A 23,847-nucleotide genomic window follows, 5' to 3' on the forward strand; every position below is an offset into this window, starting at 1 on the left:
GCACGGTGACCACGACCTACCTCACCGAGGACCAACTGGCCCTGGTCGAAACCACCTTGGACTTCACCCAGGACCACCTCACCCCGCACGCCCTGGACTGGGACCGCGACAAGCACTTCCCCCTCGACGTGCTCCGCAAGGCCGCCGGCCTGGGACTCGGCGGCGTCTACGTGCGCGAGGAGTCCGGCGGCAGCGGCCTCGCCCGCGCCGACGGCGTCCTGATCTTCGAAACCCTCGCCTCCGGCTGCCCCGCCATCGCCGGCTACCTCTCCATCCACAACATGGTCGGCTGGATGATCGACCACTACGGCAGCCCCGACCAGCGCGAACGCTGGCTGCCCCGGCTGTGCGCGATGGACGACCTCGCCAGCTACTGCCTGACCGAACCGGGCGCCGGCTCCGACGCCGCGGCCCTGCGCACCCGCGCCGTCCGCGACGGCGACGACTACGTCCTGACCGGCGTCAAGCAGTTCATCTCCGGTGCCGGCGCCGCCCAGCTCTACGTCGTCATGGCCCGCACCGGCGACGAAGGCCCGCGCGGCATCTCCGCCTTCCTCGTCGACAAGGACGACGCCGGCGTCTCCTTCGGCGCCAACGAGCGCAAGATGGGCTGGAACGCCCAACCCACCCGCCAAGTCATCCTCGACGGCGTCCGCATCCCCGCCGACCGGCTGCTCGGCGGCGAGGGCCAGGGCTTCCGGATCGCCATGAACGCCCTCAACGGCGGCCGCCTCGGCATCGCCGCCTGCTCCCTCGGCGGCGCCCGCAGCGCGCTGGACCGCAGCCTGGCCCACCTCGCCGACCGCGAGGCGTTCGGCACCCGCCTGCTGGACGCCCAGGCACTGCGCTTCCGCCTCGCCGACATGGCCACCGAACTCGCCGCCGCCCGGGCCCTGGTCCACCAGGCCGCCCAGGCACTCGACCGGGGCGACCCCCAGGCACCCCAACTCTGCGCGATGGCCAAGCGCTTCGCCACCGACACCGGCTACTCCGTCGCCGACCGCGCCCTGCAACTCCACGGCGGCTACGGATACCTGGCCGAATACGGCATCGAGAAGATCGTGCGCGACCTGCGCGTCCACCAGATCCTGGAAGGAACCAACGAGATCATGCGCGTCATCGTGGCCCGCGGCCTGACGGAGGCGTTCCAGTGACCGGCGCCGACGACCAGCCCGTCCTGCTGGAGACCCGCGGCCGGGCCGGCTATCTGACCCTCAACCGCCCCCGTGCCCTCAACGCCCTCACCCACCCCATGGTCCGCCGCATCGACGGGGCCCTCACCGCCTGGGAGAACGACCCCAGCATCGAGACCGTCGTACTGACCGGCGCGGGGGAGCGGGGCCTGTGCGCGGGCGGCGACATCCGCGCCGTCCACGACGACGCACGCGACGGCGACGGCACCGCATCCGCCGCCTTCTGGGCCGACGAGTACCGGCTCAACGCCCGCATCGCCCGCTACCGCAAGCCCTATGTCGCCCTCATGGACGGCATCGTCATGGGCGGCGGCGTCGGCGTCTCCGCCCACGGCAGCGTCCGCATCGTCACCGAACGCTCCCGGATCGCCATGCCCGAGACCGGCATCGGCTTCATCCCCGACGTCGGCGGCACCTACCTCCTCGCCCTCGCACCCGGATCGCTCGGCCTCCACCTCGCGCTGACGGGCGCTCAGATCGGTGCGGCCGACGCCCTCTTGTGCGGACTCGCCGACCACTACGTTCCTTCCGAGGCCCTCCCGGCACTCGGCGACGACCTCGCCGAGCGCCCCGTCCACGCGGTCCTGGAGCGCCACGTCCGCCCGGCCCCGTCCGGCCAACTCGCCGACCAACGGCCGTGGATCGACGCCTGCTACACCGCCGACACCGTCGAGGAGATCATCGACCGGCTCTCCTCCCACGGCGACCCGGCGGCCAAGGAAGCGGCCGAGACGCTGCTCACCAAGTCACCCACCTCCCTCAAGGTCACCCTCACCGCGCTCCGCCGGGCCCGGCACCTGGGATCCCTCGAAGCGGTACTCGACCAGGAATACCGCGTCTCCTGCGCCTCCCTCACCGCCCCCGACCTGGTCGAGGGCATCCGCGCCCAGATCGTCGACAAGGACCGCAACCCGCGCTGGTCCCCGCCCGCCCTCGCCGACGTCACCGACGCGCACATCGCGCGCTTCTTCGCCCCCCTGGGCGCCGACGAGCTGGGACTCACCCAACCCGGCCCGACACAGGAGGTCCCCTGGTGACCGTGACCCTCGCCTTCATCGGACTGGGCAACATGGGCGCGCCGATGGCCGCCAACCTCGCCGCGGCCGGCCACCGCGTGCGCGGCTACGACAAGGTGGCCACCTGCCTGGACGCGGCCGCCACCGCCGGCGTGACGCCCGCCGCGTCCGCGACGGAGGCCGTCGCCGACGCCGACCTGGTCTTCACCATGCTGCCCGCTGGCCGCCACGTACTCGCCCTCTACGACGACATCCTCGCCGCCGCCCGCCCCGGAACGCTCTTCGTCGACTGCTCCACCATCGACGTCGCCGACGCCCGCGCCGCCCATGACAAGGCCACCGCGGCCGGGATGCGGATGCTCGACGCACCGGTCTCCGGCGGCGTCGTCGGCGCCGAGGCCGGCACCCTCACCTTCATGGTGGGCGGCGAGCCGGACGACGTCGCCCATGTCGCGCCGTTCCTGGACGTGTTGGGCCGCAAGACCGTCCACTGCGGCGGCCCGAGCGCCGGCCAGGCGGCGAAGATCTGCAACAACATGATCCTGGGCATCTCGATGATCGCGGTCAGCGAGGCGTTCGTGCTCGGCGAGCGCCTCGGCCTCTCCCACCAGGCGCTCTACGACGTGGCCGCCACCTCCTCCGGCCAGTGCTGGGCCCTGACCACCAACTGCCCCGTCCCCGGCCCGGTGCCCACCAGCCCCGCCAACCACGACTACCGCCCCGGCTTCGCCGCACCGCTCATGGCCAAGGACCTCGGCCTGGCCGCCAACGCGGCCAAGGCCACTGGCGTCCGCGCCGAACTCGGCCAGCACGCGGCCCAGTTGTATGCCGCCTACGCCCAAGAGGCCGGCGTCGAGGCCGACTTCTCCGGCATCGTCCGGGACATCAGGGAACAGCGCGACGGAGGACCGGCATGACCACCACGCCACCGACCGACAGCTACGAGACGATCCTGGTCGAACGCACCGGCCGCACCGCCCTGATCACCCTCAACCGGCCCGAGGCCCGCAATGCCCTGAACCTCCAGCTCATGCACGAGGTCGTCGCCGCCACCGAAGCCCTCGACCGGGACCCGGACTGCGGCTGCATCGTCCTCACCGGCTCCGCCAAGGCGTTCGCGGCCGGCGCCGACATCAAGGAGATGCGGCCGCAGGGCTACCTGGACATGTACCTGAGTGACTGGTTCGGCGCCTGGGACCGGCTTGGCCGGCTCCGCACGCCGACCGTCGCCGCCGTCGCCGGCTACGCCCTGGGCGGCGGATGTGAACTGGCCATGCTCTGCGACGTGTTGCTCGCCGCAGACACCGCCGTCTTCGGCCAACCGGAGATCAAACTGGGCGTACTGCCCGGCATCGGCGGCTCGCAACGGCTGACCCGCGCCATCGGCAAGGCCAAGGCGATGGAGATGTGCCTGACGGGCCGCACCATGGACGCCGCGGAGGCCGAACGCTCCGGCCTCGTCTCCCGCGTGGTGCCCGCCGACCAATTGCGCACCGAGGCACTTGCGGTCGCCGAAACCATTTCGGGCATGTCACTTCCGGTCGCAATGATGGCCAAAGAAGCGGTCAATCGGTCCTTCGAAACCACCCTCGCCGAAGGCGTCCACTTCGAACGCCGAATCTTCCACGCGGTCTTCGCCACCGCAGACCAAAAGGAGGGCATGACCGCCTTCATCGACAAGCGCCCACCCCGCTTCACCCACCGCTGACCCGCACGGACTCCCCGTCGGGCCGCCCGCCCCGATCACCGCGCAGCACGCCCGGATCCCGGCAGGCGGCCCGATTGTGCTGCGGGCATTTCCCACTCAACCCTGCACCACCGCCCCACGCACTCGCGTCACCCCCTCCCCTGAAGTCCCACTAACTACCCCAAATTGTTGGCTACTTATCCGGGCACCGCGACGGCGGCATCGGGATATACGATCTTGATCATGCTTCTCAGTTCCCTGAGTGCCTCCGCTGTGCCGTCCCCTGACGCACCCGCACAGCCGACCGGCGACGGGCCCGGCCGCCCCGCCCAGGAAACCGGCCCCCGCTCATGAGGCCGGCATCCATGCCCGCCGAAGCGGCCGACCGCTCCTGGCCCGTACCCACCGTCGGCGTGGAAGAGGAGTTCCTCCTCGTCGACCCGCACAGCAGGCGACTGGCGCCCAAAGGCCCGGAGGTCCATGCGGCGCTGTCGTCCGCCATCCCGCACGCCGAGCCCGAAATGCACGCCGCACAACTGGAACTCGTCACCGGCGTCTGCCACGACCTGGAAGAACTGAGAAGCCAACTGGTCTGTGGACGCCACCGATTCGCCCAGGCCGCCGAGGAGAACGGCTGCCGACTCATCGCCGTCGGCATGCCACCGGTCGAAAGCCCGCCCCTCTTCACCCCCAAAGACCGGTACGCCTACATACAGGAGATCTACGGCTCGCTCGCCCACACCTCCTGCGTCGGCGGCGCCCACATCCACATCGGCGTCGACGGTCTCAACGAGGCCCTGCACGTCTGCAACCTCATGAGACCGTGGCTCCCCGCCCTGCTCGCCCTGTTCGCCAACTCCCCGGTGCACAACGGCACCGACACCGGCTACGCGAGCTGGCGAACCGTGGTCTGGTCCAGATGGCCGACCGCGGGACCACCCCCGCACCTCCCCGACGCCGCCACTTACCACGGCACCGTCGACCAACTGGTGCGCTCCTCCGCCGGCTTGGACGAGGGCATGCTCTACTGGTACATCCGCCCCTCGGTCAGATGGCCGACCGTGGAGCTACGGGTCGCCGACGTCTCCCTCACCGTGGACGAGGAGCTGCTGCTCACCGCCCTCTGCCGCGGCCTGGTCCAGACCGCCCTGCACCCGGCGAACCGCACGCCCACCGAACCACCGATCCGTAGCGAGGTGCTCCGCGCCTCCTGCTGGCGCGCGGCCCGCTACGGAATGACCGGAGACCTGCCGGACGCCGCGACCGGCAACCTCGTCCCCGCCTGGCAGGCCGTCGACGCGCTGATAGCCCACATACGGCCGGCCCTGCTGGACTCCGGCGACCTCCCCTTCGTCGAGCAGGCCACCGGATGGCTGCGCACCCAAGGCAACGGCGCCCAGCGACTCCGCGAGGTCTACCAGCGCTCGGGCCAGAACCCGGCGGACGTCGTCGACTACGCGATCCAGGCCACCAGGAGCGCCCCGTACCGCCTCAACTAAGGCCACAGAAGGCGAATATGAAGCCTCATCGTGACCCCGGTATCTCCAGTCCCAACTCCTCCTCCAACACCCGCGCCTGCTCGGGGGAGACGAGCGCCAGCACGGTGTCGTAGATGCCGTGCGGCTCCCGTTCGAAATCCACCAGATGGAAGGCGCGCGGATCATCGTCGGGGGAACACGCGGCAACTGCCTCCACTGCGGCCGCCGTGTCGAAGTAGTCCTCGGAGAAGTGCTCGGCAGAGAAGGAAAACAGCTCACCGTTCCGCTCGAACTCCAGGACGTCATCCCGCCCGTTGAAATCGGGATAACCGAACCCCTCCACGGGCTCCCCCTCGCGCAGACGCACCTGAGAGACGGTGACCGCGCCACCGGTGGCCTCGGCCGCCCGCTCCAACAGCGAGGCGTAGGACTCCTCCAGGAAATCGATGTCGTCGGCATGGATCGACACCGCCACCCCGAACATCGAGAGCGTGAGGGCGACGTCATAGGGCGTCAATTCCACCCCGTCGGCACCGATTTCCTTGCGGGCTGCCTGCGCCTCGTCGTGAGTGATCATGCCGGCGAGCTGGAGGACGTCCGCGACCCGCTCGTAGGTGAGGGGCGAGGAGGAGGAAGAAGAGGAAGAGGGAGAGGAAGACATGGCCATGGGGTCACCTTGCCAGCTCCGGGGCTTCGCCGTGGCCGAAGTCCCCTATATTGCCGGCTAGTTGACGAATACTCACGCAGGGCGCCGGCACTCACGAATTGAGCACCCCGCTCAGGAGATCGGCATCGGCGAGGACGGCCTCGGCCACCTCCGCCGCGGTGCGCCCGTCGGTGGCGACGCGTACTCCGCCGACCCCAGTAGCGTCCAGTGTGGCGGCCGACGCCACCGCGCGGTCGGCCACCCGCAGCAGTTCGGCCTCGGACCGCCCCCGCAGCGGGTCACCCGGCTGATCCCAACTCCCGCCGTCCGCACGGGACATCACGCGACGCGTCAATTCCTCCGGTCCGGCGTGCAGGCGGCAGATCGCCAACTCCGCGTTCCCCAGGGCGTCCGCGTACACCGCGGCCGCAGCCTCGTCCTCAACCGGTCCGGACATGATCAGGCACTGCGCCCCGGCCGCCCGATAAGTTCCCCACACCGCAGCCACGTTGTGGGCCTTGAGCCGGTGATTCCCCGGATCGTCGTCCGGCACCGGGTGGCGGAAGCCGAGCTGATCGAGATCGAGGTAGGCCGCGACCACTCCGGCGCGCAGCACCCTCCGGTAGACCTCGAAACCGACCGTCGACTTGCCGACGCCGGTCGCCCCGCACAGCCACAGGACGGGAGGACGGCCGACGGTCGCCAGTGGCGGGGCCGGGCGCGCCTCCGCGGCGACCGACCGACCGGCGACCGGCGCGGGCCACCCACCCAGCCGCTCGCCGACCAACCGCGTCACCTCGCCCACCCGCAAACCGCCGGTGTCCACACGGACATCCGCGAAGTCGCTCGCGTCCAGCGCATCGGCCTCCCGCAGCACGGCATCGACCAACCCGGCGGGACCGCCGCGACCAAGGAACCGCAGCCGGAGCACCTCCCGTTCGGCACGCAACCGACACACCGTCACCGCGGTCTGCGGAACGTCCTCCGGGCGCACCCCACCGGCGGGGTCGACGACGCCGGAGACGATCAGGGAGCTGACGCCCGCGGCTCGGAAACCGGCCGCCACCGCACCGAGATTGCGCGCCTTCATCCGGTGCCGGCCCGGATCCGTCGCGGGGGCGGGGTAGCACATCCCTAGCTGGTCGATGTCGACGTACCCGACCGCGCCGCGCCCGCCACGTGTTGCCCGGGAGTACATCTCCCAGGCAACCGTGGTCTTCCCGACCCCTGGTGGGCCACAGATCCACAGCACCGGCAGCACCATGGCCCGGATTATCCCCGGCCCGGGAGGCAGCGTCGACGGAATTAACGACCGTCAGCGACCGGCGTGGATGACCTTCTTCCCGTTCTGACTGAGCGGCACGGGCGTCATCCGCGCGACGGTGCCGCGACTGGTCCCGTCGAGATCCTTCTGCGCGACGTTGACATTGAGGGACACGCCCTGCCCGCCGCCGAACGTCCCGCTCGCGAAGGCATCCACGCCGTCCGCGGTGATCTCGTAGCCGGTGGTGTCCACGATGGCGTTGGCACGGCAGTCGCGGAACACCTCCTCGATGGGGACGAACCACAGCCAGTGGCGGTCGCCGTCGTGATTGAGGTCGACCTTCTCCTCGAACCAGATCGCCACGTTGCCGGTCATGTTCACGGTGGCGGACCAGTCGATGTCGTACTGCTGGGTGCCGACGACGAGCGATGCCTCGATGAGCGACTTTGACGGAATCCGGAGCGGGAGGTCAACGCTCCAGGTCTGCGTCTCCTTGTGGGTGTACTCCTGCGTGGACGAGAGGTTGGTCTCGATCGAGGTGGTCTCGCTGACCTTCGCCACCGCCGGGATCTCCGCCGACACCTCCATGCTGATGCCGATCTTCAACGACTCGGTCACCGATATCCGCAGGTCCTGCTCGGTCGTCTTGCTCTGTTTGTACGTGACGGTCTGCTCGACCGCGGAGCCGTTGCGGTAGTTGGTGGTCACGGAGCTGACCTGACCCGGGACGGGGGAGGGGGCGCTGGGGTCGTAGGTGATGCCGCGGTACTTCGCGCCGACCTGGTAGCGGCGGTAGTCGTTGAGCGCGCTCTGCTTGCCGTACTCGGTGGACGCGGTGAAGCGGCAGCCCTTGGAGGCGGGGAAGCGCTCCTTGGCCATCCACGCGCCCCAGGCGTCCGTGATCTCCTGTAGGGAGCGGGCCGCGGCCTTGGTCTTCCGGGCGCTCCGCGCCGCGTTCGGTCGACTGGGCGCGGCCGCCGCGGCGTTGGGGGCGGCGAGGAAGCTGGGCAGTGCTCCGGCGAGGCCGGCGGCCGGGGCGAGGGTGAGAACGCGCCGTCTGGAGACGTGGCTCATGGGGGGTCCCAATGCGGTAGGGGTGGAAGGGGAAAGCGGCCGGCCGGCCTGGACAGCAATGCAATCGGTGATCTCCCGTCCCGCATAGGGACTTTGGTCCCGAAGCATCCGACTTCGTGGTCGGGAACCGTTGGCGGAGTCCGCCGGCGATGGCCATCGTGAAATGCGCCCACGCTGTGGCCGGATGGTGCGGCTCGCGCTCCGGCGTCGAGCAGGATCATCGCGGTGACTCCCGCCCGCGCGCACGGTAGTTGACGCCGTGGTGGACGAGGCGGTTGGCGTGTCGGTTGACGGGAAACCACGCGAAATTGTGAAGCCGCGCGGACCCCCCTCCCGGTAAGGTTGCGGTATTGCGCACGTGGGCAAGTGTTGTGCACTGGGCGACTACGCATATCGAGGAGGCTGTAGGTGGCACGGGGCGGGATGTCAGGGACAGGCAGCACCAACCTGCGCATCGGCGCGGCGGTGGCGCAGATCGAGGGCCTGTACACCGCGTTGCGTAGCGCGCGCAACGAGCGCGAGCGGGAGCGCATCCTGGCCGACCTCGCGGACGCCGGGCGGCGCCTCACCGCACGCTCGCTCGCACCGCGGGGCACCCAAGCGGCCAGCACTCGACCGCGCTCCCGCTGGGAGCGACGACGCCTCCTGGCGGCACGCGGCGCCGACCTGGTGGCGGCGTTGGCCACGGGGGAGCGACGCCGGGGCAAGGGGTAAGCCGGCCATCCCGGGCGCGCGGCGGGGCCTTCCCCTCTGCTGCGCTACTGGGGCGTGGTCAGTGACTGTTCGGTGGCGGAAACGCCTCGGAAGTTGCCCGCCGCCCAACCGAGTTCGGCCTACCCGGAAGCCTCGACCACCTGCGGCCCGCTCGACTCCTCTCCTCGCCGATCTACCGGGAGTGCTTTGCCTCCTTGGAGTGGTCTTCGGGCCGGCGACGCAAGGTGAGGATTCATGAAGTGTTCGAGCTGTGTGCGACCTGTCTGTGGTGCTCGGGGGCCAGGCCCAGATGACGTGATCCGGTAACACGGACACACGTCATGAGCCCCGTTCCGGCCACAGTGGCGGGACGGGGCTCCGCGTATCCATTTATGGTGGGGCACGTGATCAACAAACAGTGCGCACGTGCCGCCATCGCGGTAATCGCTGCTGCCCTAAGCCTGTCGGCATGCGGTTCCACGAGCTCCGGGCAGAGCGACAAGCCACCGACGACGGGCGCAAGCACGAGCGCCGCCGACCCCTCCTCGGCCGATAAGTCGTCAGGCCCTGCCGGCGCGCCGTCGCCGGACGCGCAGCAGACACGGACCCTGATGGCCGCGCTCAAAGCCGTGGACCCGGCCCTAGGCGGCAACGAGGCGTGGGCAGTTACCGGGGCCAAGACCGTCTGCGCAGACATCCAAGCGGGCCAGGCTGACGCCGACGTGGAGCAGGGGGTGCAACTGCGGTTCACGGGGACCAGGCCCGGCACCGTGCCGAAGCTGACGACCGATCAGGCAGCGCGCATCGTCACAGCCGTCAAGTCGTCGTTCTGCAAGTAGGCCGGTGAACCAGCCCCGTTCGGCCAAGGCCCGGGCGGGGCTGTGCCGTGCCGCACATCTGCACGCACACCACCTCCTATCTCCCTCCCGAGTGCGGCGTCGACCGTCGTGCCGCCATGGAGTAACTCTGCAGTGCCTCACGCCCAGTTGGGGGCAGCTCGCCACCAACAGGCCACCCTGGTCATGGCGTTGAGGACAGCGACCCGCACCCGCCGGGGCCTGCGCCCGCGCGTGGCCTAATAGGGCGACGGCTCCCGCGAGGTGATCACCCGCGTCCCGCGGGAAGCCCACCGTGCCGGCAGTTTCCCGCCCGACATCGACATCCTCCTGGAGCGCTTGCGCCCCACCGTCCGGCTCGTCGGCCTCACCTTCCAGGCAAGGCTCCGCAGTAGCCCAGGGGGATCCGCAGATGCGCAGGTGAGCCCGCCAAGCCTGGATAGCCACCCGCACAACCGCATACGTGCGGAGGGCAGCCCCCATACCCCCAACACCGTTGCCAGGCGAGCCCGCGCCTCTTCCCTCACTCTGGAAGTGAGGGGGTGTGGCGACCGAGGGAGTGGTGGGGATGCAGATCGTCGTTGACCTCACGCGCTGCCAGGGCTATGCACAGTGCGTGTTTCTCGCGCCGGAGATGTTCCAGTTGCACGGGGAGGAAGGGCTGCTCTACGCCCCGTCCATCCCCGAGGACCAGGAGGAGCGCGTGCGCCAGGCCGTGGCCGCGTGCCCGGTCCAGGCCATCCTCATGGGCGAGGGAGTGAAGGCCGATGGACAGTGACCTGCACGACGGGCACATCGTCATCATCGGAGCCTCACTGGCCGGACTGCGCGCCGCCGAGAAGCTGCGCGAGGAGGGTTTCACCGGCTCACTGACCGTGGTCGGGGACGAGCCCTATCCGCCCTACGACCGGCCACCGTTGTCCAAGCAGGTGCTGCTCGGCCATGTGCCGGCGGACACCACGGGCCTGCCCATGCGCCGCGACCCGAAAGCCGTCTGGCGGCTCGGGGTGCGCGCCACCGGACTGGATCCCATCGCCAAGCGGGTGTCCCTGGCGGACGGTGAAGCGCTGCCGTACGACCGGCTGCTGATCGCCACCGGGACCCGGGCACGTCCCTGGCCCAACCCCGAGGAGGCCGCTCTCGACGGGGTGTTCACGCTGCGCACCCGCGACGAAGCGGCGGGTCTGTCGGCGCACCTAGCCGCCGGGCCGCAACGCGTGTTGGTGATCGGGGCCGGGTTCACCGGTTCCGAGATCGCCTCGGCCTGCCGGGAGCGCGGTATCGAGGTGACGGTCGCCGAACGCGGCCCCGCACCCCTGGTGGGCGCGGTCGGCGGCACCCTGGCCAAGCTGGCGGCCGGCATGCACCGCGGGCACGGCGTGGACCTGCGCTGCGGGGTGACGGTCACCGCCCTGCGCGGGGACGGCGACGGCCGGTTCGTCGGCGCTGACCTCTCCGACGGCAGCCACCTCGACGCGGACGTGTGTGTCGCCGCACTGGGGGCGATCCGCAACGTCGAGTGGTTGGCCGACTCCGGACTGGCAGCGGGCCCCCGCGGCCTCGCCTGCGACGCCGGATGCCGAGCCTTCAACATGTACGGGATCGTCACCGACGACATCTTCGTGGCCGGCGACGTCTCCCGCTTCCCGCACCCGCTCTACGAGTACCAACTCCTCTCGCTGGAGCACTGGGGCAACGCGGTCGAACAGGCCGAGGTGGCGGCCCACAACATGGTCAATCCGGGGCCGCTGCGACGCCCGCACCTCGCCGTCCCGGTGTTCTGGTCGACCCAGTTCGGCCACAACATCAAGTCGGTGGGCGTCCCCACCTTCTCCGACCACGTCGTCATCGCCCAGGGCACGTTGGAGGCGGGCCGCCTGGCGGTTGTGTACGGCTATCGCGGACGGGTCACCGCCGCGGTCACCGTCAACATGGCCAAGGCGCTGGAGCACTACCGGAACCTGATCGAGTCCGCCGCCCCGTTCCCGCCGGAGCCCGGCGCCGCGGACCGCCCGCTCGCGGCCGAAATCGCGATCCCCTCCGACGTGCCGGATCCCAAGGGGCTTTCGCACGGCCCCACCGTGGCACTCACCGGCCACCTGCCGGACCGCCGGCTGGTCACGGTGCAGCACGGCTGAACCCATCAGCCAACCCGAGGAGCCCGATCCCATGCCCGCCGAAACCCTGTTGGCACGCATCACCGACTACGCCAACCGCCCCAACCCCTACCCGCTGTACGCGGAACTCCGCGAGGCCGGCCCCGTCGTACGGCAGACGGACGGCACCTATCTGATCGGCACTTACCACATCCTCAGCGCCCTGCTCCACGACCCGCGCATGAGCGCCGAGGTCCGCGGTCGCGACTTCTCCGCGGAGCCGTCCCAGGGGCCGGTGAAGCCCTCGTTCCTGCAACTCGACGACCCCGAACACCACCGGCTGCGCACCCTGGCCATGCGGCCGTTCGGCCCGCCGCACAGCCCGGGGACGGTCGACTCGTTGCGCGGCGAGATCAACGCGATCACCGAGGAACTGCTCGCCGGGGTCCGGGACCGCTCCGAGATCGACCTCGTCGACGACTTCGCCTATCCGCTGCCCGTCACGGTCATCTGCCGACTGCTCGGCGTCCCGCGCGAGGACGAGCCGATGTTCCGGGAATGGTCCGACGCGCTGGTCGCGGCCGCGGACATCAAGCCCGGCGAGGAAGCCGACAAACCGGACCAGGCGACCCTCCAGACCATGGCCGAGATGGGCGGGTACCTGGCCAACCTCGGCGAGCGGCGCCGCGGCCACCCCAGCAACGACCTGCTTTCCGCCTTCGTCAACGAACCGGACCCGACCATGCGGCTCACCCGCGACGAACTCGCGCAAACCGCAGTGCTGTTGCTCATCGCCGGTCACGAGACCACCGTCAACCTCATCACCAACGGGGTGCTCACCCTGCTGCGCCACCCCGAAGCGATCGACCGGCTGCGCCGCGAACCCGACCTCATGCCCAGCGCGGTGGAGGAACTCCTGCGCTACGAACCCCCGGTCCACATGCGCCAACGCATCGCCCTCGCCCACATGGAGGTCGCCGGCACCATCATCCCCGAGGGCAGCAAGGTCGTGCTCGCGCTCGCCTCGGGCAACCGTGACCCCGCGCAGTTCCCCGACCCCGACCGCTTCGACCCCGCCCGCCAGGACAACCAACACCTCGGCTTCGGCAGCGGCATCCACCTCTGCTACGGCGCACCGCTCGCCCGCATCGAGGCCCAGACCGCACTCAGAGCACTGTTGCCGAGCCTCGGCACCACCACCCTGTTGCAGGACCCGCCGCCCTATCGCCAGAACGCGATGCTGCGGGGCCCCCGGCATCTACCGCTCGCCATGCGGGAGTTCGCGTGATCACGGCAGTTCGGGCGATCGTGTCGTGATCACTCGGTGGTCTCGTGATCACTTGCTGGTCTTCGGTAGGGGGCTGAGGGAAGCAGCCTGGCGACGGTATTCCACGGCGCTGTGTGCGGAGAAGATCCGGAACTGGTCGCGGATGCGATCGCGGTGCGTGCCGTGACCACCGTGCTCGCCACGTCCACCGTGCTCGCCGTGCTCGTGGGCCAGTTCGCGCGACCGTTGCTGGTTGTGCAGTCGGGCCTGCTTCTCGGTCTGCACCTTCGACTCGAACAGGGCCAGAGCGGGCGGGCAGTGCGGTCGGACCGGGTCGAGTTCGCCCGGGTGGAAGTAGGCGTCGCCGGCGTGCAGTAGCCAGCCGCGGCCGGTGTCGACGGCGACCCCGGCATGGCCGCGGGTGTGGCCGGCGAGCGGGACGAGCAGGATCCCCGGCGGCAGTCCGTCGAGTTCCCGGACGGCGTCGAAGCCGTACCACGGCTCGCCGAGTCCGGCGTGCGCCCGCCGGCGTGATCGAGGTCGAGGTGGGCAGACCAGTTCGGCACTATGACGACCGGTCGAGTTATTTGGGTTCATGAAGCAAGGACGGCCCCTGGTGGCCCCGACGAAGATCCGCCAACTTCCGGCAATGTCCGCCGACTTGCTTCAACGTCAGGGTGCGGACGGGGGAGTTGAGGTGGGGTGGTCGTCGCGGCGTCCGGCGCATGGGCCTGGCTCGACCGCCTGGTGAGCGGTCGAGCGATCTCCAAATGCCAGCCTAGACAAGGCTATTGGGACCTACTGAGGGATTCCTCGCCTCGTTGTCGAGTTCGACTGTCCCGGGTGTTTCGCCCGCCACCCCGGGCATGCATTGGTATGGACATGCCGGCGCGCCCGCTCGTAATGTGACGTTGGTCTAGACCGCCGTCGCGTGTCCACCCCCGGTCGCAACGATGCCCGCTGCGTCACCCCCGGGCGCCAACTCGCCTGCCCCGTACTGGACATGCACGCCATCCCCCACCGCGGTCGCTCGACCCCCTCGTCTGCGGGGCCCGGCCGCACGAAGGAGTCACCGCCATGAAGCCCCGTCTCGCCGTCCTCCTGAGCGCCACCACCATGGCCGCCGGACTCGCCCTCTCCTTACCGGCTTCGCTCGCGGTGGCCGCGGCGGGTTGTGCCTCCTCCTGTACGGTCCGGTCCGGTGCCGGTACCCGGGCCGAGGGATTCGTCGTCAGCGAGGCGCAGTTCAACCAGATGTTCCCGAACCGGAACCCGTTCTACACCTACAACGGGCTGGTCGCCGCGCTGAGCGCCTACCCGGCGTTCGCGAACACCGGCAGCGACACCGTCAAACGCCAGGAGGCCGCGGCCTTCCTCGCCAACGTCGGCCACGAGACCGGCGGCCTGGTCTACGTCGTGGAACAGAACACCGGCAACTACCCGCACTACTGCGACGCCACCCGCCCCTACGGGTGCCCGGCCGGCCAGGCCGCCTACTACGGACGCGGGCCGCTACAGCTGAGCTGGAACTTCAACTACAAGGCCGCGGGCGACGCATTGGGGATCGACCTGCTCAACAACCCCTACCTGGTGGAGCGGGACGCCGCCGTCTCCTGGAAGACCGCGCTCTGGTACTGGAACACCCAGAACGGACCGGGCACCATGACCGCGCACAACGCCATGGTCAACGGCGCCGGCTTCGGCGAGACGATCCGCAGCATCAACGGCTCCATCGAATGCAACGGCGGCAACCCCGGCCAGGTGCAAAACCGCATCGACAACTACCAGCGCTTCACGCAGATCCTCGGCACCACGCCGGGCGACCACCTGAGCTGCTGACCCCAACGGGCCGCCATTTCGGGCACGTTGGCCCGAAGCTGTTGACCCGAAGGCCGTCGCCGGGGTGGGCCCACGGACCCGCGGTCCCCGCCCCGGCGCGCAGTCGCGTCGTTCCGACCCTCCCGGGGTTCCCCCTTCAAACGCGCTGGCACCGTTCCCGGTCGCACGTATTATGTCGACCGTATGGGAAACGAGGGTGTGGAGAGCTGGCAGATGCCGAAACAGGTGGACCACCGCGAACGCCGCGAGGAGATCGCCCGCGCGCTGTGGCAGGTGGTGGAGCGGCGCGGCGTCTCGCAGTTGTCCGTGCGCGAGGTCGCGAAGGAGGCGGGCATCTCCCACGGGGCGTTGCAGCACTACTTCACGTCCCGCGAGGCGATGCTCTCCTTCGCCATGGAGCACGCGACCGAGCAGCGCGCGCTGCGCGTCAAGCAGGGCCTCAAGGAACTGGGTGACCAGCCGCACCCCCGCGACGTACTGCGGGTGATGCTCACGGAAATGCTCCCCCTGCACACCGACGCCCGCGCGGCCAGTCGGATGAGCGCGGCCTACGTCCTGGAGGCGCTGCACAACGACACCCTCCACGCCCAGGCGCGCGAGGGGATGGCCCAAGGACGCCTGCTCGTCGAGCAGTTGATCCGCCAGGCGATCGCCGACGGCCACATCGCCTCCGACCGCGACCCGGTGGCCGAAACCAACCTCCTGCTCGCCCTCACCGGTTTCACCACCCTCATCGAACTGGACGTGGTCGAGCCCGCCGAAGCCCTCACCGCCATCGACGCGCACTTGTACCGGCTGTTCGCCGGCGGCGACGGGTCCGCCTGACCCCGGCCCGTTCCCCGCTGACTCCCGCCCCCAGTGGCTGGATGAGCAACTCGCACCCCCAGGCGCCCTCCCGCCCGAGCGGCGCCTCGTCTACCGTGACACGCATGCCGTACGGGACCCCGGGCAACGACCCGACATCGGGGACAGGGGAACGCCGCCACATCTTCGGGGAGGACGCCGAACAGTACGACACGGGCCGACCCGACTACCCCCACCAACTCATCGCGGACGTCCTGGACTTCTCCGCCCTGGGCGCGGGCGACGCGGCACTGGAAGTGGGAGCCGGGACGGGCAAGGCCACGCTGCCCTTCGCCCGCTCCGGCGTACCGGTGACATGCGTCGAACCGGACGCCCGGATGGCCCGGGTGCTACGTCGCCGCTGCGCGTCACTACCCCAAGTCGCCCTCGCCGTAGCCGACTTCGAGAACTGGCAGCCGGTACGACGCTACGGGTTGCTGTACTGCGCCCAGGCATGGCACTGGGTCGACCCGGCCGTGCGCTGGACCCGGGCGCGGGCCGCGCTCTCTCCCGGCGGGGCGATGGCCCTCTTCTGGAACCACTGGCTGCTCCAGAGCGACGAGTTGGCGCACCAGTTGACGGCCGCCCACACCCGCCTCGGCATCGAGATACCGCCGGACACCCTCCTCGCCCCCCGCCCCCGCCCCGCGCGTCGCGGCCCCGACGCCCGCCAGTGGCGCGACATGACCGCGAACGGCTTCGTCGACCCGGAACACCGCCTCTACACCTCCGTACACGAACGCTCCACGCCCGCGCTCATCGAGCTGCTCGCCTCCTTGAGCGGCTACCGGGCACTTCCCGCCGACGCCCGCCAGCGGATCTTCGCCGAGACCACCCGCATCGTGGACGCGCACGGCGGCCGCGCACAGATGGAGGTCATCACCAGCCTCTTCCTGGGCCGCGCGGGGGCTGCACCGCTGTGAACAGGAGCGCAGCCGTAGGGAGCGGCCACGGCGCGACAAGGCGAGCCACGAGCACGCGCTGATCGGCGCGCCGGCAGGACAATGCCCCTTGCCCGCTCCCCACCAGCACCACAATGTGCCCCAACTCCGTCTCGCAACGAAGAAGGGCATCTCCGGTGGCTCTGACCAACCTCAACCTCGTCTCCGTCCCGGTCTCCGACCAGGACCGTGCCAAGCACTTCTACGCCGAGGTCCTCGGTTTCACGGTGCTGATGGACAACCCGATGGGCGAGAACATGCGTTGGGTGATGCTCCAACCCCCGGGCGCCTCCACCAAGATCACCCTGGTCACCTGGTTCCCCACCATGCCCGCCGGCTCCCTCAAAGGCTCGGTACTGTCCTGCGACGACCTGGAGTCGACCCTGCGGGAACTGGCGCACCGCGGCGTCACCTTCCACGAGCAGGAAATCCAACAAGCCCCGTGGGGACGTTGGAAGTCCTTCGACGACCCCGACGGCAACGGCTGGATCGTTCAGCAGGACGCTGCGTTCTGACCTCTCTTCTCTGCGGTCCCCGTCGGATGGCCGGCCTGTGGGTTCAGTGGACGGGAGCCGCTGGCGCGTATCGGGTCCTGGACGTTGCGGCCGGGCCGGGTGACCGAGGTTCTGCCTCCGCGCCAAGCTCGGGCCCCGGAACCCGCGTGGCGGCTCGCCCGAATTCGGGCTCAGCCACGCGTGTCAAAAAAATCCGATGACGATGTCGAGAACCCGTGACCGGCTCCGTCCCCGAGATGAACGCGACCACAATGGGTCGCACCCGCACCAAGGAGAACCACGATGGCCAAGTACCTGCTGCTCAAGCACTACCGCGGCGCTCCGGCCCCGGTCAACGACGTGCCCATGGACAAGTGGACGCCGGAGGAGATCTCGGCGCACGTGCAGTACATGCAGGACTTCGCGGACCGGCTGGAGAAGAGCGGAGAGTTCGTCGACGGCCAGGCGCTCGCCCCCGAGGGGACGTGGGTGCAGTACGGCGGCGCCGGGCGTCCGCCGGTCACCGACGGCCCGTTCGCCGAGACCAAGGACCTCATCGCCGGCTGGATGGTGATCGACGTCGACAGCTACGAGCGCGCGATCGAGCTGGCCGGGGAGCTGTCGGCGGCCCCCGGGGCGGGCGGGCGGCCGATCCACGAGTGGTTGGAGCTGCGCCCGTTCCTGGCCGCGCCGCCCACCATCACGGAGTAACCCTCCAGGTGACCTCTCAGATGGACGAGGCCCTGCTGAGGAGCCTCACCCCGAGCATGCTCGGGATCCTCGTCCGCCGCGGAGCCGACTTCGCGGCGGCCGAGGACGCCGTGCAGGACGCGCTGATCGAGGCGGTCCGCGGCTGGCCGGCCGACCCTCCGCGGGACCCGAAGGGTTGGCTGGTCACCGTTGCCTGGCGCAAGTTCCTCGACGCGACCAGGGCGGACGTTGCCCGCCGCCGGCGTGAGGACCTCGTCGACGAGGAGCCGGAGCCGGGACCCGCGCCCGCGGTGGACGACACGCTCCAGCTCTACTTCCTGTGCGCGCACCCGTCGTTGACCCCCGCGTCCGCGGTCGCGCTCACGCTGCGCGCCGTCGGCGGGCTCACCACCCGCCAGATCGCCCAGGCGTACCTGGTGCCGGAGGCGACCATGGCCCAGCGCATCAGCCGGGCCAAGCGGACCGTCTCCGGAGTGCGGCTCGACCAGCCCGGCGATGTCGGCACCGTGCTGCGCGTCCTCTACCTGGTCTTCAACGAGGGCTACTCCGGCGACGTCGACCTCGCCGCCGAGGCCATCCGGCTCACCAGGCAGCTCACGGCCGCGATCGACCACCCCGAGGTGGCGGGGCTGCTCGCCCTGATGCTGCTGCACCACGCCCGGCGGGCCGCCCGGACCGCGCCCGACGGCAGCCTGGTGCCGCTCGCCGAGCAGGACCGCGGCCGGTGGGACACGGCGTTGATCGCCGAGGGCGTCGAGATCTTGCAAACGGCCCTCGCCCGAGACCGGTTGGGCGAGTTCCAGGCCCAGGCCGCCGTCGCGGCACTGCACGCCGATGCGCCCACCGCCGGGGAGACCGACTGGGTGCAGATCGTCGAGTGGTACGACGAGCTCGCGCGACTGACCGACAGTCCGGTCGTCCGGCTCAACCGCGCGGTGGCGGTGGGCGAGGCCGATGGGCCGCGCGCGGGCCTGGCGGCACTCGCGGCGCTGGACGGCTCGCTGCCCCGCTACGTCGCGGTGGCGGCATACCTCCATGAACGCGCCGGCGACCTGGGGGAGGCGGCACGGCTGTACGCGGAGGCCGCGCACCAGGCGCCCAACTTCGCCGAACGCGATCACCTGACGCGTCAGGCCGCCCGACTCAACGCTCGTCGGAATCGCTGACGGGTCGTCACGGAAAGCGGGTCGTCACGGGGCGGCGTCCCGGTGCCTTGGCCGCACATCGGTTGGTCTCGGGCCGGGGCAAGCAGCGCCGAGCCGCTTCTCACCAGCCGGCCGCCTCCTGCATCGAAGCCGAAGCCGAAGCCGAAGCCGAAGCCGAAGCCGAAGCCGCACCGCAGGGCGGGCCCGACGTGCGCGCAAAGAGCCAGGCAAGAGATGGCAATGGTTTTCATCTGTGATTGAGATGAAAATCGTTTCCGCCTAGCGTGTGGTGCGTCGCTATGTGGCTGGATCGCGCCCCTCCGTGTCCGGCGCCGCCCGAAGGAGTCCCCTATGTTCCCCATGTCATTTCCCGCTCCGCGTTCCGGTCGACGAACCGTGCGCATCGCGCTCGGTGTCGCGATGGCCGTCGTGACCGCCGCGACGGCCACGGCCTGCTCGACCTCGTCGGCGAAGGGCGGCACCACCGCGGCCGCCACCGGCGGCGGCCCGGGCAAGACCATCCAGGTGGTGGCGGGCGAGAACTTCTGGGGCAGCATCGCCAGCCAGCTCGGCGGCAGTCACGTGAAGGTGACCAGCATCATCACCAACCCCAACACCGACCCGCACGACTACGAAGCGACCGCCGCCGACGCCCGCACCGTGGCCGGTGCCCAGTACGCGATCGTCAACGGCATCGGCTACGACGCCTGGGCCGACAAGCTGCTCGCCGCCAACCCGGCCAGCGGACGCGCCGAAGTCAAGGTCGGGGACCTGGTCGGGATCAAGCCAGGCGGCAACCCGCACCGTTGGTACTCCCCGGCCGACGTCCACAAGGTGATCGAGCGGATCACCGCCGACTACAAGAAGCTGGACCCGGCCGACGCCGCCTCCTTCGACCGTCAGAAGGCGACCTTCGAGACCAAGACCCTCGCCGACTACAACAAGCTCATAGCCGACATCAAGGCCAAGTACGCGGGCACCCCGATCGGCGCTTCGGAGTCGATCGTCACGCCGCTCTCGGAGGGGCTGGGGCTGAAGATGCTCACCCCCGCAACGTTCCTGGACGCGATGAGCGAGGGCTCCGACCCGACGGCCAAGGACAAGGCCTCCATCGACCGGCAGATCGCGGACAAGCAGATCAAGGTCTACGTCGACAACACCCAGAACTCCACCCCGGACGTGCAGGCACAGGTCAAGGCCGCCAAGGCGGTGGGCATCCCGGTCGCCACCGTGACCGAGACCCTCGCCCCCGCGGGCGCCACCTTCCAGCAGTGGCAGACGACCCAACTGCGGGGCATCGAGCAGGCGTTGGCCAAGGCGACCGGGAAGTGAACTGACGCCATGAACCCGACCGCGAAGGTGCGCGAAGCCGCCACCCGAACCGACCGCAGCAGCGCCACCGTCCCCGCGCCCCGCACCCACGCCCCCGCCGCAGAGACCGGTAGCGGCCAGGTGATCGTCCTGCGGGACGCCGCCGTGCGCGTCGGCGGCCGCACGCTGTGGACGGGCGCGGACCTCCGCGTCGGGCCCGGCGAGTTCACCGCCGTCCTCGGCCCCAACGGCGTCGGCAAATCCACCATGATCAAGGTCCTGCTCGGTGCGCTGCCCGCCGCGGCCGGCGAGGTCCGCGTCCTCGGCGCCCGCCCGGGCCGGGCCAACGACCGGATCGGTTACCTGCCGCAGCGCCGCAACTTCGACGCCTCGATGCGCGTCCGCGGCATCGACGTCGTCCGCATGGGCCTGGACGGCGACCGCTGGGGCGTGCCCCTGCCGTTCCCGACCGCCCGCCGGCGGGCCGAGCGCGAACGCGTCGCCGAGGTCATCGAGTTGGTCGGGGCGTCGGGGTACGCGCGCCGGCCGATCGGCCGATGTTCCGGCGGCGAGCAGCAGCGGCTGCTGATCGCGCAGGCGCTGGTCCGCCGGCCCGAACTGCTGTTGCTGGACGAGCCGTTGGACAGCCTGGACCTGCCCAACCAGAGTGCGGTGGCCGCACTGATCGGCCGGATCTGCCACCAGGAGGGGGTGGCGGTGGTGATGGTCGCCCATGACGTGAACCCGATACTCCACCACCTCGACCGGGTCGTGTACCTGGCCGAGGGCGGCGCGGCCACCGGCACCCCGCAGGAGGTCATCACCTCCGAGACGCTGACCCGGCTCTACGGCACCCCGGTCGAGGTACTGCGGACCTCCGGTGGGCGGTTGGTCGTGGTCGGGCAGCCGGAGGCACCCGCACTCCACACCGACCGCCACGAGACGCCGGGAGCCGACCATGCTGCTGGCTGACGCCGCCGCGCCCGCCTGGTCCTGGAACCTCATCGCCGACTTCCAACAGATGTGGTCGTTCCCGTTCATGGTCAACGCCTTCCGCGCGGGGGCGATCACCGCCGTGGTGTCGGCCGTGGTCGGGTGGTTCGTGGTGCTGCGCCGGCAGACCTTCGCCGCGCACACCGTCTCCACGGTCGCCTTCCCCGGCGCGGCCGGGGCGGTCCTGCTCGGAGTCAGCGCGGTCTACGGCTACTTCGCCCTGTGCGTGGCCGCCGCACTGGTCATCGCGGCCCTGCGCGGCAGCGGCGACCGCGAGGAGTCCGCGCTCACCGGAACCGTCCAAGCCTTCCTCCTCGCCGCCGGCTTCCTCTTCATCGCCCTGTACAAAGGGCTGTTGGAGGGCCCGCAGACGATCCTGTTCGGCACGTTCCTCGGCATCACCTCGACGCAGGTGACCGTGCTGGCGGGGGCCGGCATCGGGGTGCTCGCGGTGCTGGCACTGATCGGGCGTCCCCTGCTCTTCGCGTCCCTCGACCCCCAGGTCGCCGCCGGGCGGGGAGTCCCGGTCCGCGCCCTCTCGGTACTCTTCCTCGTCCTGCTCGGCGCGGCGACCGCCGAGGCCAGCCAGATCACCGGAACCCTGCTCGTCTTCGCCCTGATGGTCATCCCCGCCGCCACCGCCCAAACCCTCACCGCCCGACCAGGATTGAGCCTCGCGCTCGCCGCGCTCCTGGCCCTCGCGGCCACCTGGCTCGGCCTGACCGCCGCCTACTACGCGCCCTACCCGCTGGGCTTCTTCGTGACGTCGTTCGCCTTCGCCGGCTACGTCCTCGCCCGGGGCGGGCACGCGCTGCACGCGGTCCGCAGCCGCCTCAGGCCGTCCCCGCCGGCCAAGGAGGTCACGGCATGACCAGTCTGCTGGCCGCCTCACCGCTGGCCCAACCCTTCTTCCTGCACGCCCTGTTGGCCGGGACCGCCATCGCCGCCGCCTCGGGGCTCGTCGGCTACTTCCTCGTCCTGCGCGCCCAGGTCTTCACCGGCGACGCCCTCAGCCACGTCGCCTTCACCGGCGCCATGGCCGCCCTCGCCTTCGGCTACGACCTCCGCCTCGGGCTGTTCGCCGCCACCGTCGCCATCGCGCTGCTCTTCGGCACTCTCGGCCGCGCGGCACGCCCCGACGACGTGGTCATAGGCAGCGTCTTCTCCTGGCTCCTGGGCCTCGGCGCCTTCTTCACCACCCTGTACACCACCTCCCGCAGCACCACCAACGGGAACGCCGGCGTCAGCGTCCTGTTCGGCTCGATCTTCGGCATCTCCGCGAGCAGTGCAGTCGTGGCCGCCCTGGTCGCCGCCGGCATCTGCCTGACGGTGCTGCTCATCGCGCGCCCCCTGCTCTTCGCTACCCTCGACGAAGCCGTGGCCGCCGCCCGCGGCGTGCCCGTCCGGCTGCTCGGCCTCGGCTTCCTGACGATCGCGGGCGTCAGCGCCGCCGAGGCCACCCAGGCCGTCGGATCGCTGCTCCTGCTCGGTCTGTTGGCCGCCCCCGCTGGCGCCGCGATCCGGCTCACCGACCGCCCCTACCGCGCGCTCGCCCTCTCCGCCGTGCTCGCCGTACTGGAGATGTGGACGGGACTCCTCGCCGCCCACGCGCTGCCGCAGATCCCCCCGAGCTTCGCCATCATGACCGCCGCCACCGCCGTCTACTCCGCCACCTTCCTGATACGACGCCCCGTCACCCGCACCGCGGCCCCCGCGGGGGCATGACCGAAAGCACGGTGAGAGCACGGTGATGGCGAGCAACCGACCGCACACCTCCGCGCCGGCGCGTGAACTGGCCCTGATCGGCCGCCTCACCCAACAGCGCGCCGTCGTGCTGGCGGCCCTCGTGGCGGTGGAAGGCTTCGTCGGCGCCCAGGCCCTGCACAACCAACTGACCGACGACGGAACCCCGGTCGGCCTGTCCACGGTCTACCGCACCCTGACCGCCTTCGCCGACGCGGGCCGCGCCGACGTCGTCCGCGACCGCAACGGCGAACGTCTCTTCCGCTACCGTCCCGGCCCCGACCACCGCCACTACCTGATCTGCACCGAATGCGGCCTCAGCCTCGCGGTCGACTCGGAACCCGTGGAGACCTGGGCCGACAAGGTCGCCCGGACCTCCGGCTTCGCGGACGTCCGCCACACCGTCGAACTCGCCGGCCTCTGCCCGGACTGCGCACAGGGGCGGGCACGGGTGCAATGACAATTCCTGCCCCGCAGCCGGGTAATTCCTGGGCGTCTCCGCGCCGATCGCGTCGCCGACAACGGACCCGACGCAACGACTGACGCGCTTTGCGGAATGGGCCTTCGGGCTCAAGAA

General features: G+C 70.5%; 25 protein-coding genes. 21 read left to right on the top strand and 4 right to left on the bottom strand.

The annotated features are described in order from the left end of the window. Positions 1-5 precede the first annotated feature (5 nt). From PV796_RS38945 to PV796_RS38965, 5 genes are all read left to right on the top strand, one after another. Positions 6-1,154 carry an acyl-CoA dehydrogenase family protein gene (locus PV796_RS38945; RefSeq protein ID WP_274918571.1) on the top strand — a complete coding sequence of 383 codons (1,149 nt, stop codon included), beginning with the start codon at positions 6-8 and terminating at the stop codon, positions 1,152-1,154. Next, complete coding sequence (locus PV796_RS38950) at positions 1,151-2,230, top strand: enoyl-CoA hydratase/isomerase family protein (protein ID WP_274918572.1); 1,080 nt, start codon at positions 1,151-1,153, stop codon at positions 2,228-2,230. Before PV796_RS38945 ends, PV796_RS38950 begins: the two co-directional genes overlap by 4 nt. Continuing rightward, a complete protein-coding gene (mmsB, locus tag PV796_RS38955; RefSeq protein ID WP_274918573.1) occupies positions 2,227-3,126 on the top strand; it encodes a 3-hydroxyisobutyrate dehydrogenase in 900 nt (299 codons plus the stop codon). Before PV796_RS38950 ends, mmsB begins: the two co-directional genes overlap by 4 nt. Next, positions 3,123-3,917, top strand: a complete 795-nt coding sequence (locus PV796_RS38960; RefSeq protein WP_274918575.1) for an enoyl-CoA hydratase — start codon at positions 3,123-3,125, stop codon at positions 3,915-3,917. Before mmsB ends, PV796_RS38960 begins: the two co-directional genes overlap by 4 nt. A 344-nt stretch (positions 3,918-4,261) precedes the next feature. Continuing rightward, positions 4,262-5,395: a carboxylate-amine ligase gene (locus tag PV796_RS38965; RefSeq protein WP_274918576.1), complete on the top strand. Its 1,134-nt coding sequence runs from the start codon at positions 4,262-4,264 to the stop codon at positions 5,393-5,395. A 25-nt stretch (positions 5,396-5,420) separates the two neighbouring features. Here the strand turns inward: PV796_RS38965 and PV796_RS38970 are convergent, their stop codons facing one another. The 3 genes from PV796_RS38970 to PV796_RS38980 all read right to left on the bottom strand — a co-directional run bounded on the left by PV796_RS38970 (position 5,421) and on the right by PV796_RS38980 (position 8,358). After that, positions 5,421-6,035: a hypothetical protein gene (locus PV796_RS38970; RefSeq protein ID WP_274918577.1), complete on the bottom strand. Its 615-nt coding sequence runs from the start codon at positions 6,033-6,035 to the stop codon at positions 5,421-5,423. 97 nt (positions 6,036-6,132) lie between these two features. Further along, complete coding sequence (locus PV796_RS38975) at positions 6,133-7,284, bottom strand: AAA family ATPase (protein ID WP_274918578.1); 1,152 nt, start codon at positions 7,282-7,284, stop codon at positions 6,133-6,135. A gap of 51 nt (positions 7,285-7,335) precedes the next feature. Next, positions 7,336-8,358, bottom strand: a complete 1,023-nt coding sequence (locus PV796_RS38980; RefSeq protein ID WP_274918579.1) for an ETX/MTX2 family pore-forming toxin — start codon at positions 8,356-8,358, stop codon at positions 7,336-7,338. Positions 8,359-8,781: 423 nt separating this feature from the next. Here PV796_RS38980 and PV796_RS38985 point away from each other — a divergent pair, with 423 nt between their 5' ends. From PV796_RS38985 to PV796_RS39005, 5 genes are all read left to right on the top strand, one after another. After that, positions 8,782-9,072 carry a hypothetical protein gene (locus PV796_RS38985; protein ID WP_274918580.1) on the top strand — a complete coding sequence of 97 codons (291 nt, stop codon included), beginning with the start codon at positions 8,782-8,784 and terminating at the stop codon, positions 9,070-9,072. A gap of 383 nt (positions 9,073-9,455) precedes the next feature. Then, positions 9,456-9,890, top strand: coding sequence for a hypothetical protein (locus tag PV796_RS38990; protein WP_274918581.1), 435 nt, complete (start codon positions 9,456-9,458; stop codon positions 9,888-9,890). Positions 9,891-10,455: 565 nt separating this feature from the next. Further along, positions 10,456-10,665, top strand: a complete 210-nt coding sequence (locus PV796_RS38995) for a ferredoxin (RefSeq protein ID WP_274918582.1) — start codon at positions 10,456-10,458, stop codon at positions 10,663-10,665. Beyond that, positions 10,655-12,025, top strand: coding sequence for an NAD(P)/FAD-dependent oxidoreductase (locus PV796_RS39000; RefSeq protein WP_274918584.1), 1,371 nt, complete (start codon positions 10,655-10,657; stop codon positions 12,023-12,025). Before PV796_RS38995 ends, PV796_RS39000 begins: the two co-directional genes overlap by 11 nt. A gap of 31 nt (positions 12,026-12,056) precedes the next feature. Continuing rightward, a complete protein-coding gene (locus tag PV796_RS39005; protein WP_274918586.1) occupies positions 12,057-13,271 on the top strand; it encodes a cytochrome P450 in 1,215 nt (404 codons plus the stop codon). Positions 13,272-13,319: 48 nt separating this feature from the next. On the opposite strand, the gene PV796_RS39010 is transcribed toward PV796_RS39005, so the two are convergent. Next, entirely contained in the window at positions 13,320-13,847 is a 528-nt protein-coding gene (locus PV796_RS39010; protein WP_274918587.1) for a hypothetical protein, read from the bottom strand. Positions 13,848-14,327: 480 nt separating this feature from the next. Here PV796_RS39010 and PV796_RS39015 point away from each other — a divergent pair, with 480 nt between their 5' ends. The 11 genes from PV796_RS39015 to PV796_RS39065 all read left to right on the top strand — a co-directional run bounded on the left by PV796_RS39015 (position 14,328) and on the right by PV796_RS39065 (position 23,730). Beyond that, positions 14,328-15,089, top strand: a complete 762-nt coding sequence (locus PV796_RS39015; RefSeq protein WP_274918588.1) for a chitinase — start codon at positions 14,328-14,330, stop codon at positions 15,087-15,089. A gap of 183 nt (positions 15,090-15,272) precedes the next feature. After that, the gene (locus tag PV796_RS39020) at positions 15,273-15,914 is read left to right on the top strand and encodes a TetR/AcrR family transcriptional regulator (protein ID WP_274918589.1); all 642 of its coding nucleotides are present in this window, start codon (positions 15,273-15,275) and stop codon (positions 15,912-15,914) included. Positions 15,915-16,018: 104 nt separating this feature from the next. Then, on the top strand, positions 16,019-16,855 hold the full coding sequence (locus PV796_RS39025) for a class I SAM-dependent methyltransferase (RefSeq protein ID WP_274918590.1): 837 nt from the start codon (positions 16,019-16,021) through the stop codon (positions 16,853-16,855). 155 nt (positions 16,856-17,010) lie between these two features. Further along, a complete protein-coding gene (locus PV796_RS39030) occupies positions 17,011-17,388 on the top strand; it encodes a VOC family protein (protein WP_274918591.1) in 378 nt (125 codons plus the stop codon). Between the two features lie 282 nt (positions 17,389-17,670). Next, positions 17,671-18,078 carry a YciI family protein gene (locus PV796_RS39035; protein ID WP_274918593.1) on the top strand — a complete coding sequence of 136 codons (408 nt, stop codon included), beginning with the start codon at positions 17,671-17,673 and terminating at the stop codon, positions 18,076-18,078. A 20-nt stretch (positions 18,079-18,098) separates the two neighbouring features. Further along, on the top strand, positions 18,099-19,244 hold the full coding sequence (locus PV796_RS39040) for an RNA polymerase sigma factor (RefSeq protein WP_274919390.1): 1,146 nt from the start codon (positions 18,099-18,101) through the stop codon (positions 19,242-19,244). A gap of 375 nt (positions 19,245-19,619) precedes the next feature. Beyond that, on the top strand, positions 19,620-20,555 hold the full coding sequence (locus PV796_RS39045; protein ID WP_274918595.1) for a metal ABC transporter solute-binding protein, Zn/Mn family: 936 nt from the start codon (positions 19,620-19,622) through the stop codon (positions 20,553-20,555). A gap of 9 nt (positions 20,556-20,564) precedes the next feature. After that, a complete protein-coding gene (locus PV796_RS39050) occupies positions 20,565-21,506 on the top strand; it encodes a metal ABC transporter ATP-binding protein (protein WP_274918597.1) in 942 nt (313 codons plus the stop codon). Next, positions 21,493-22,398 carry a metal ABC transporter permease gene (locus tag PV796_RS39055; protein ID WP_274918599.1) on the top strand — a complete coding sequence of 302 codons (906 nt, stop codon included), beginning with the start codon at positions 21,493-21,495 and terminating at the stop codon, positions 22,396-22,398. Before PV796_RS39050 ends, PV796_RS39055 begins: the two co-directional genes overlap by 14 nt. Beyond that, positions 22,395-23,252 (top strand): metal ABC transporter permease, encoded by an 858-nt coding sequence (locus PV796_RS39060; protein WP_274918600.1) that lies wholly within the window; start codon positions 22,395-22,397, stop codon positions 23,250-23,252. Before PV796_RS39055 ends, PV796_RS39060 begins: the two co-directional genes overlap by 4 nt. Before the next feature lie 25 nt (positions 23,253-23,277). Further along, positions 23,278-23,730: a Fur family transcriptional regulator gene (locus PV796_RS39065; protein ID WP_274918601.1), complete on the top strand. Its 453-nt coding sequence runs from the start codon at positions 23,278-23,280 to the stop codon at positions 23,728-23,730. The last annotated feature ends 117 nt before the right edge of the window (positions 23,731-23,847 follow it).

Origin of the sequence: Streptomyces sp. WZ-12, from assembly GCF_028898845.1 — a bacterium.
Taxonomy (GTDB): domain Bacteria; phylum Actinomycetota; class Actinomycetes; order Streptomycetales; family Streptomycetaceae; genus Streptomyces.

Excerpts from the sequence above, each read along its gene's own strand:
- PV796_RS38975 (WP_274918578.1), bottom strand. The coding sequence starts at position 7,284 with ATGGTGCTGCCGGTGCTGTGGATCTGTGGCCCACCAGGGGTCGGGAAG.
- PV796_RS39020 (WP_274918589.1), top strand. The coding sequence starts at position 15,273 with ATGGGAAACGAGGGTGTGGAGAGCTGGCAGATGCCGAAACAGGTGGAC.
- PV796_RS38970 (WP_274918577.1), bottom strand. The coding sequence starts at position 6,035 with ATGTCTTCCTCTCCCTCTTCCTCTTCTTCCTCCTCCTCGCCCCTCACC.
- PV796_RS39025 (WP_274918590.1), top strand. The coding sequence starts at position 16,019 with ATGCCGTACGGGACCCCGGGCAACGACCCGACATCGGGGACAGGGGAA.
- PV796_RS39005 (WP_274918586.1), top strand. The coding sequence starts at position 12,057 with ATGCCCGCCGAAACCCTGTTGGCACGCATCACCGACTACGCCAACCGC.
- PV796_RS38965 (WP_274918576.1), top strand. The coding sequence starts at position 4,262 with ATGCCCGCCGAAGCGGCCGACCGCTCCTGGCCCGTACCCACCGTCGGC.
- PV796_RS38985 (WP_274918580.1), top strand. The coding sequence starts at position 8,782 with ATGTCAGGGACAGGCAGCACCAACCTGCGCATCGGCGCGGCGGTGGCG.
- PV796_RS39000 (WP_274918584.1), top strand. The coding sequence starts at position 10,655 with ATGGACAGTGACCTGCACGACGGGCACATCGTCATCATCGGAGCCTCA.
- PV796_RS38960 (WP_274918575.1), top strand. The coding sequence starts at position 3,123 with ATGACCACCACGCCACCGACCGACAGCTACGAGACGATCCTGGTCGAA.
- PV796_RS39055 (WP_274918599.1), top strand. The coding sequence starts at position 21,493 with ATGCTGCTGGCTGACGCCGCCGCGCCCGCCTGGTCCTGGAACCTCATC.
- PV796_RS38980 (WP_274918579.1), bottom strand. The coding sequence starts at position 8,358 with ATGAGCCACGTCTCCAGACGGCGCGTTCTCACCCTCGCCCCGGCCGCC.
- PV796_RS39060 (WP_274918600.1), top strand. The coding sequence starts at position 22,395 with ATGACCAGTCTGCTGGCCGCCTCACCGCTGGCCCAACCCTTCTTCCTG.
- PV796_RS38995 (WP_274918582.1), top strand. The coding sequence starts at position 10,456 with ATGCAGATCGTCGTTGACCTCACGCGCTGCCAGGGCTATGCACAGTGC.
- PV796_RS39050 (WP_274918597.1), top strand. The coding sequence starts at position 20,565 with ATGAACCCGACCGCGAAGGTGCGCGAAGCCGCCACCCGAACCGACCGC.
- PV796_RS39015 (WP_274918588.1), top strand. The coding sequence starts at position 14,328 with ATGAAGCCCCGTCTCGCCGTCCTCCTGAGCGCCACCACCATGGCCGCC.
- PV796_RS39040 (WP_274919390.1), top strand. The coding sequence starts at position 18,099 with ATGGACGAGGCCCTGCTGAGGAGCCTCACCCCGAGCATGCTCGGGATC.
- PV796_RS39065 (WP_274918601.1), top strand. The coding sequence starts at position 23,278 with ATGGCGAGCAACCGACCGCACACCTCCGCGCCGGCGCGTGAACTGGCC.
- PV796_RS39035 (WP_274918593.1), top strand. The coding sequence starts at position 17,671 with ATGGCCAAGTACCTGCTGCTCAAGCACTACCGCGGCGCTCCGGCCCCG.
- PV796_RS39010 (WP_274918587.1), bottom strand. The coding sequence starts at position 13,847 with ATGAACCCAAATAACTCGACCGGTCGTCATAGTGCCGAACTGGTCTGC.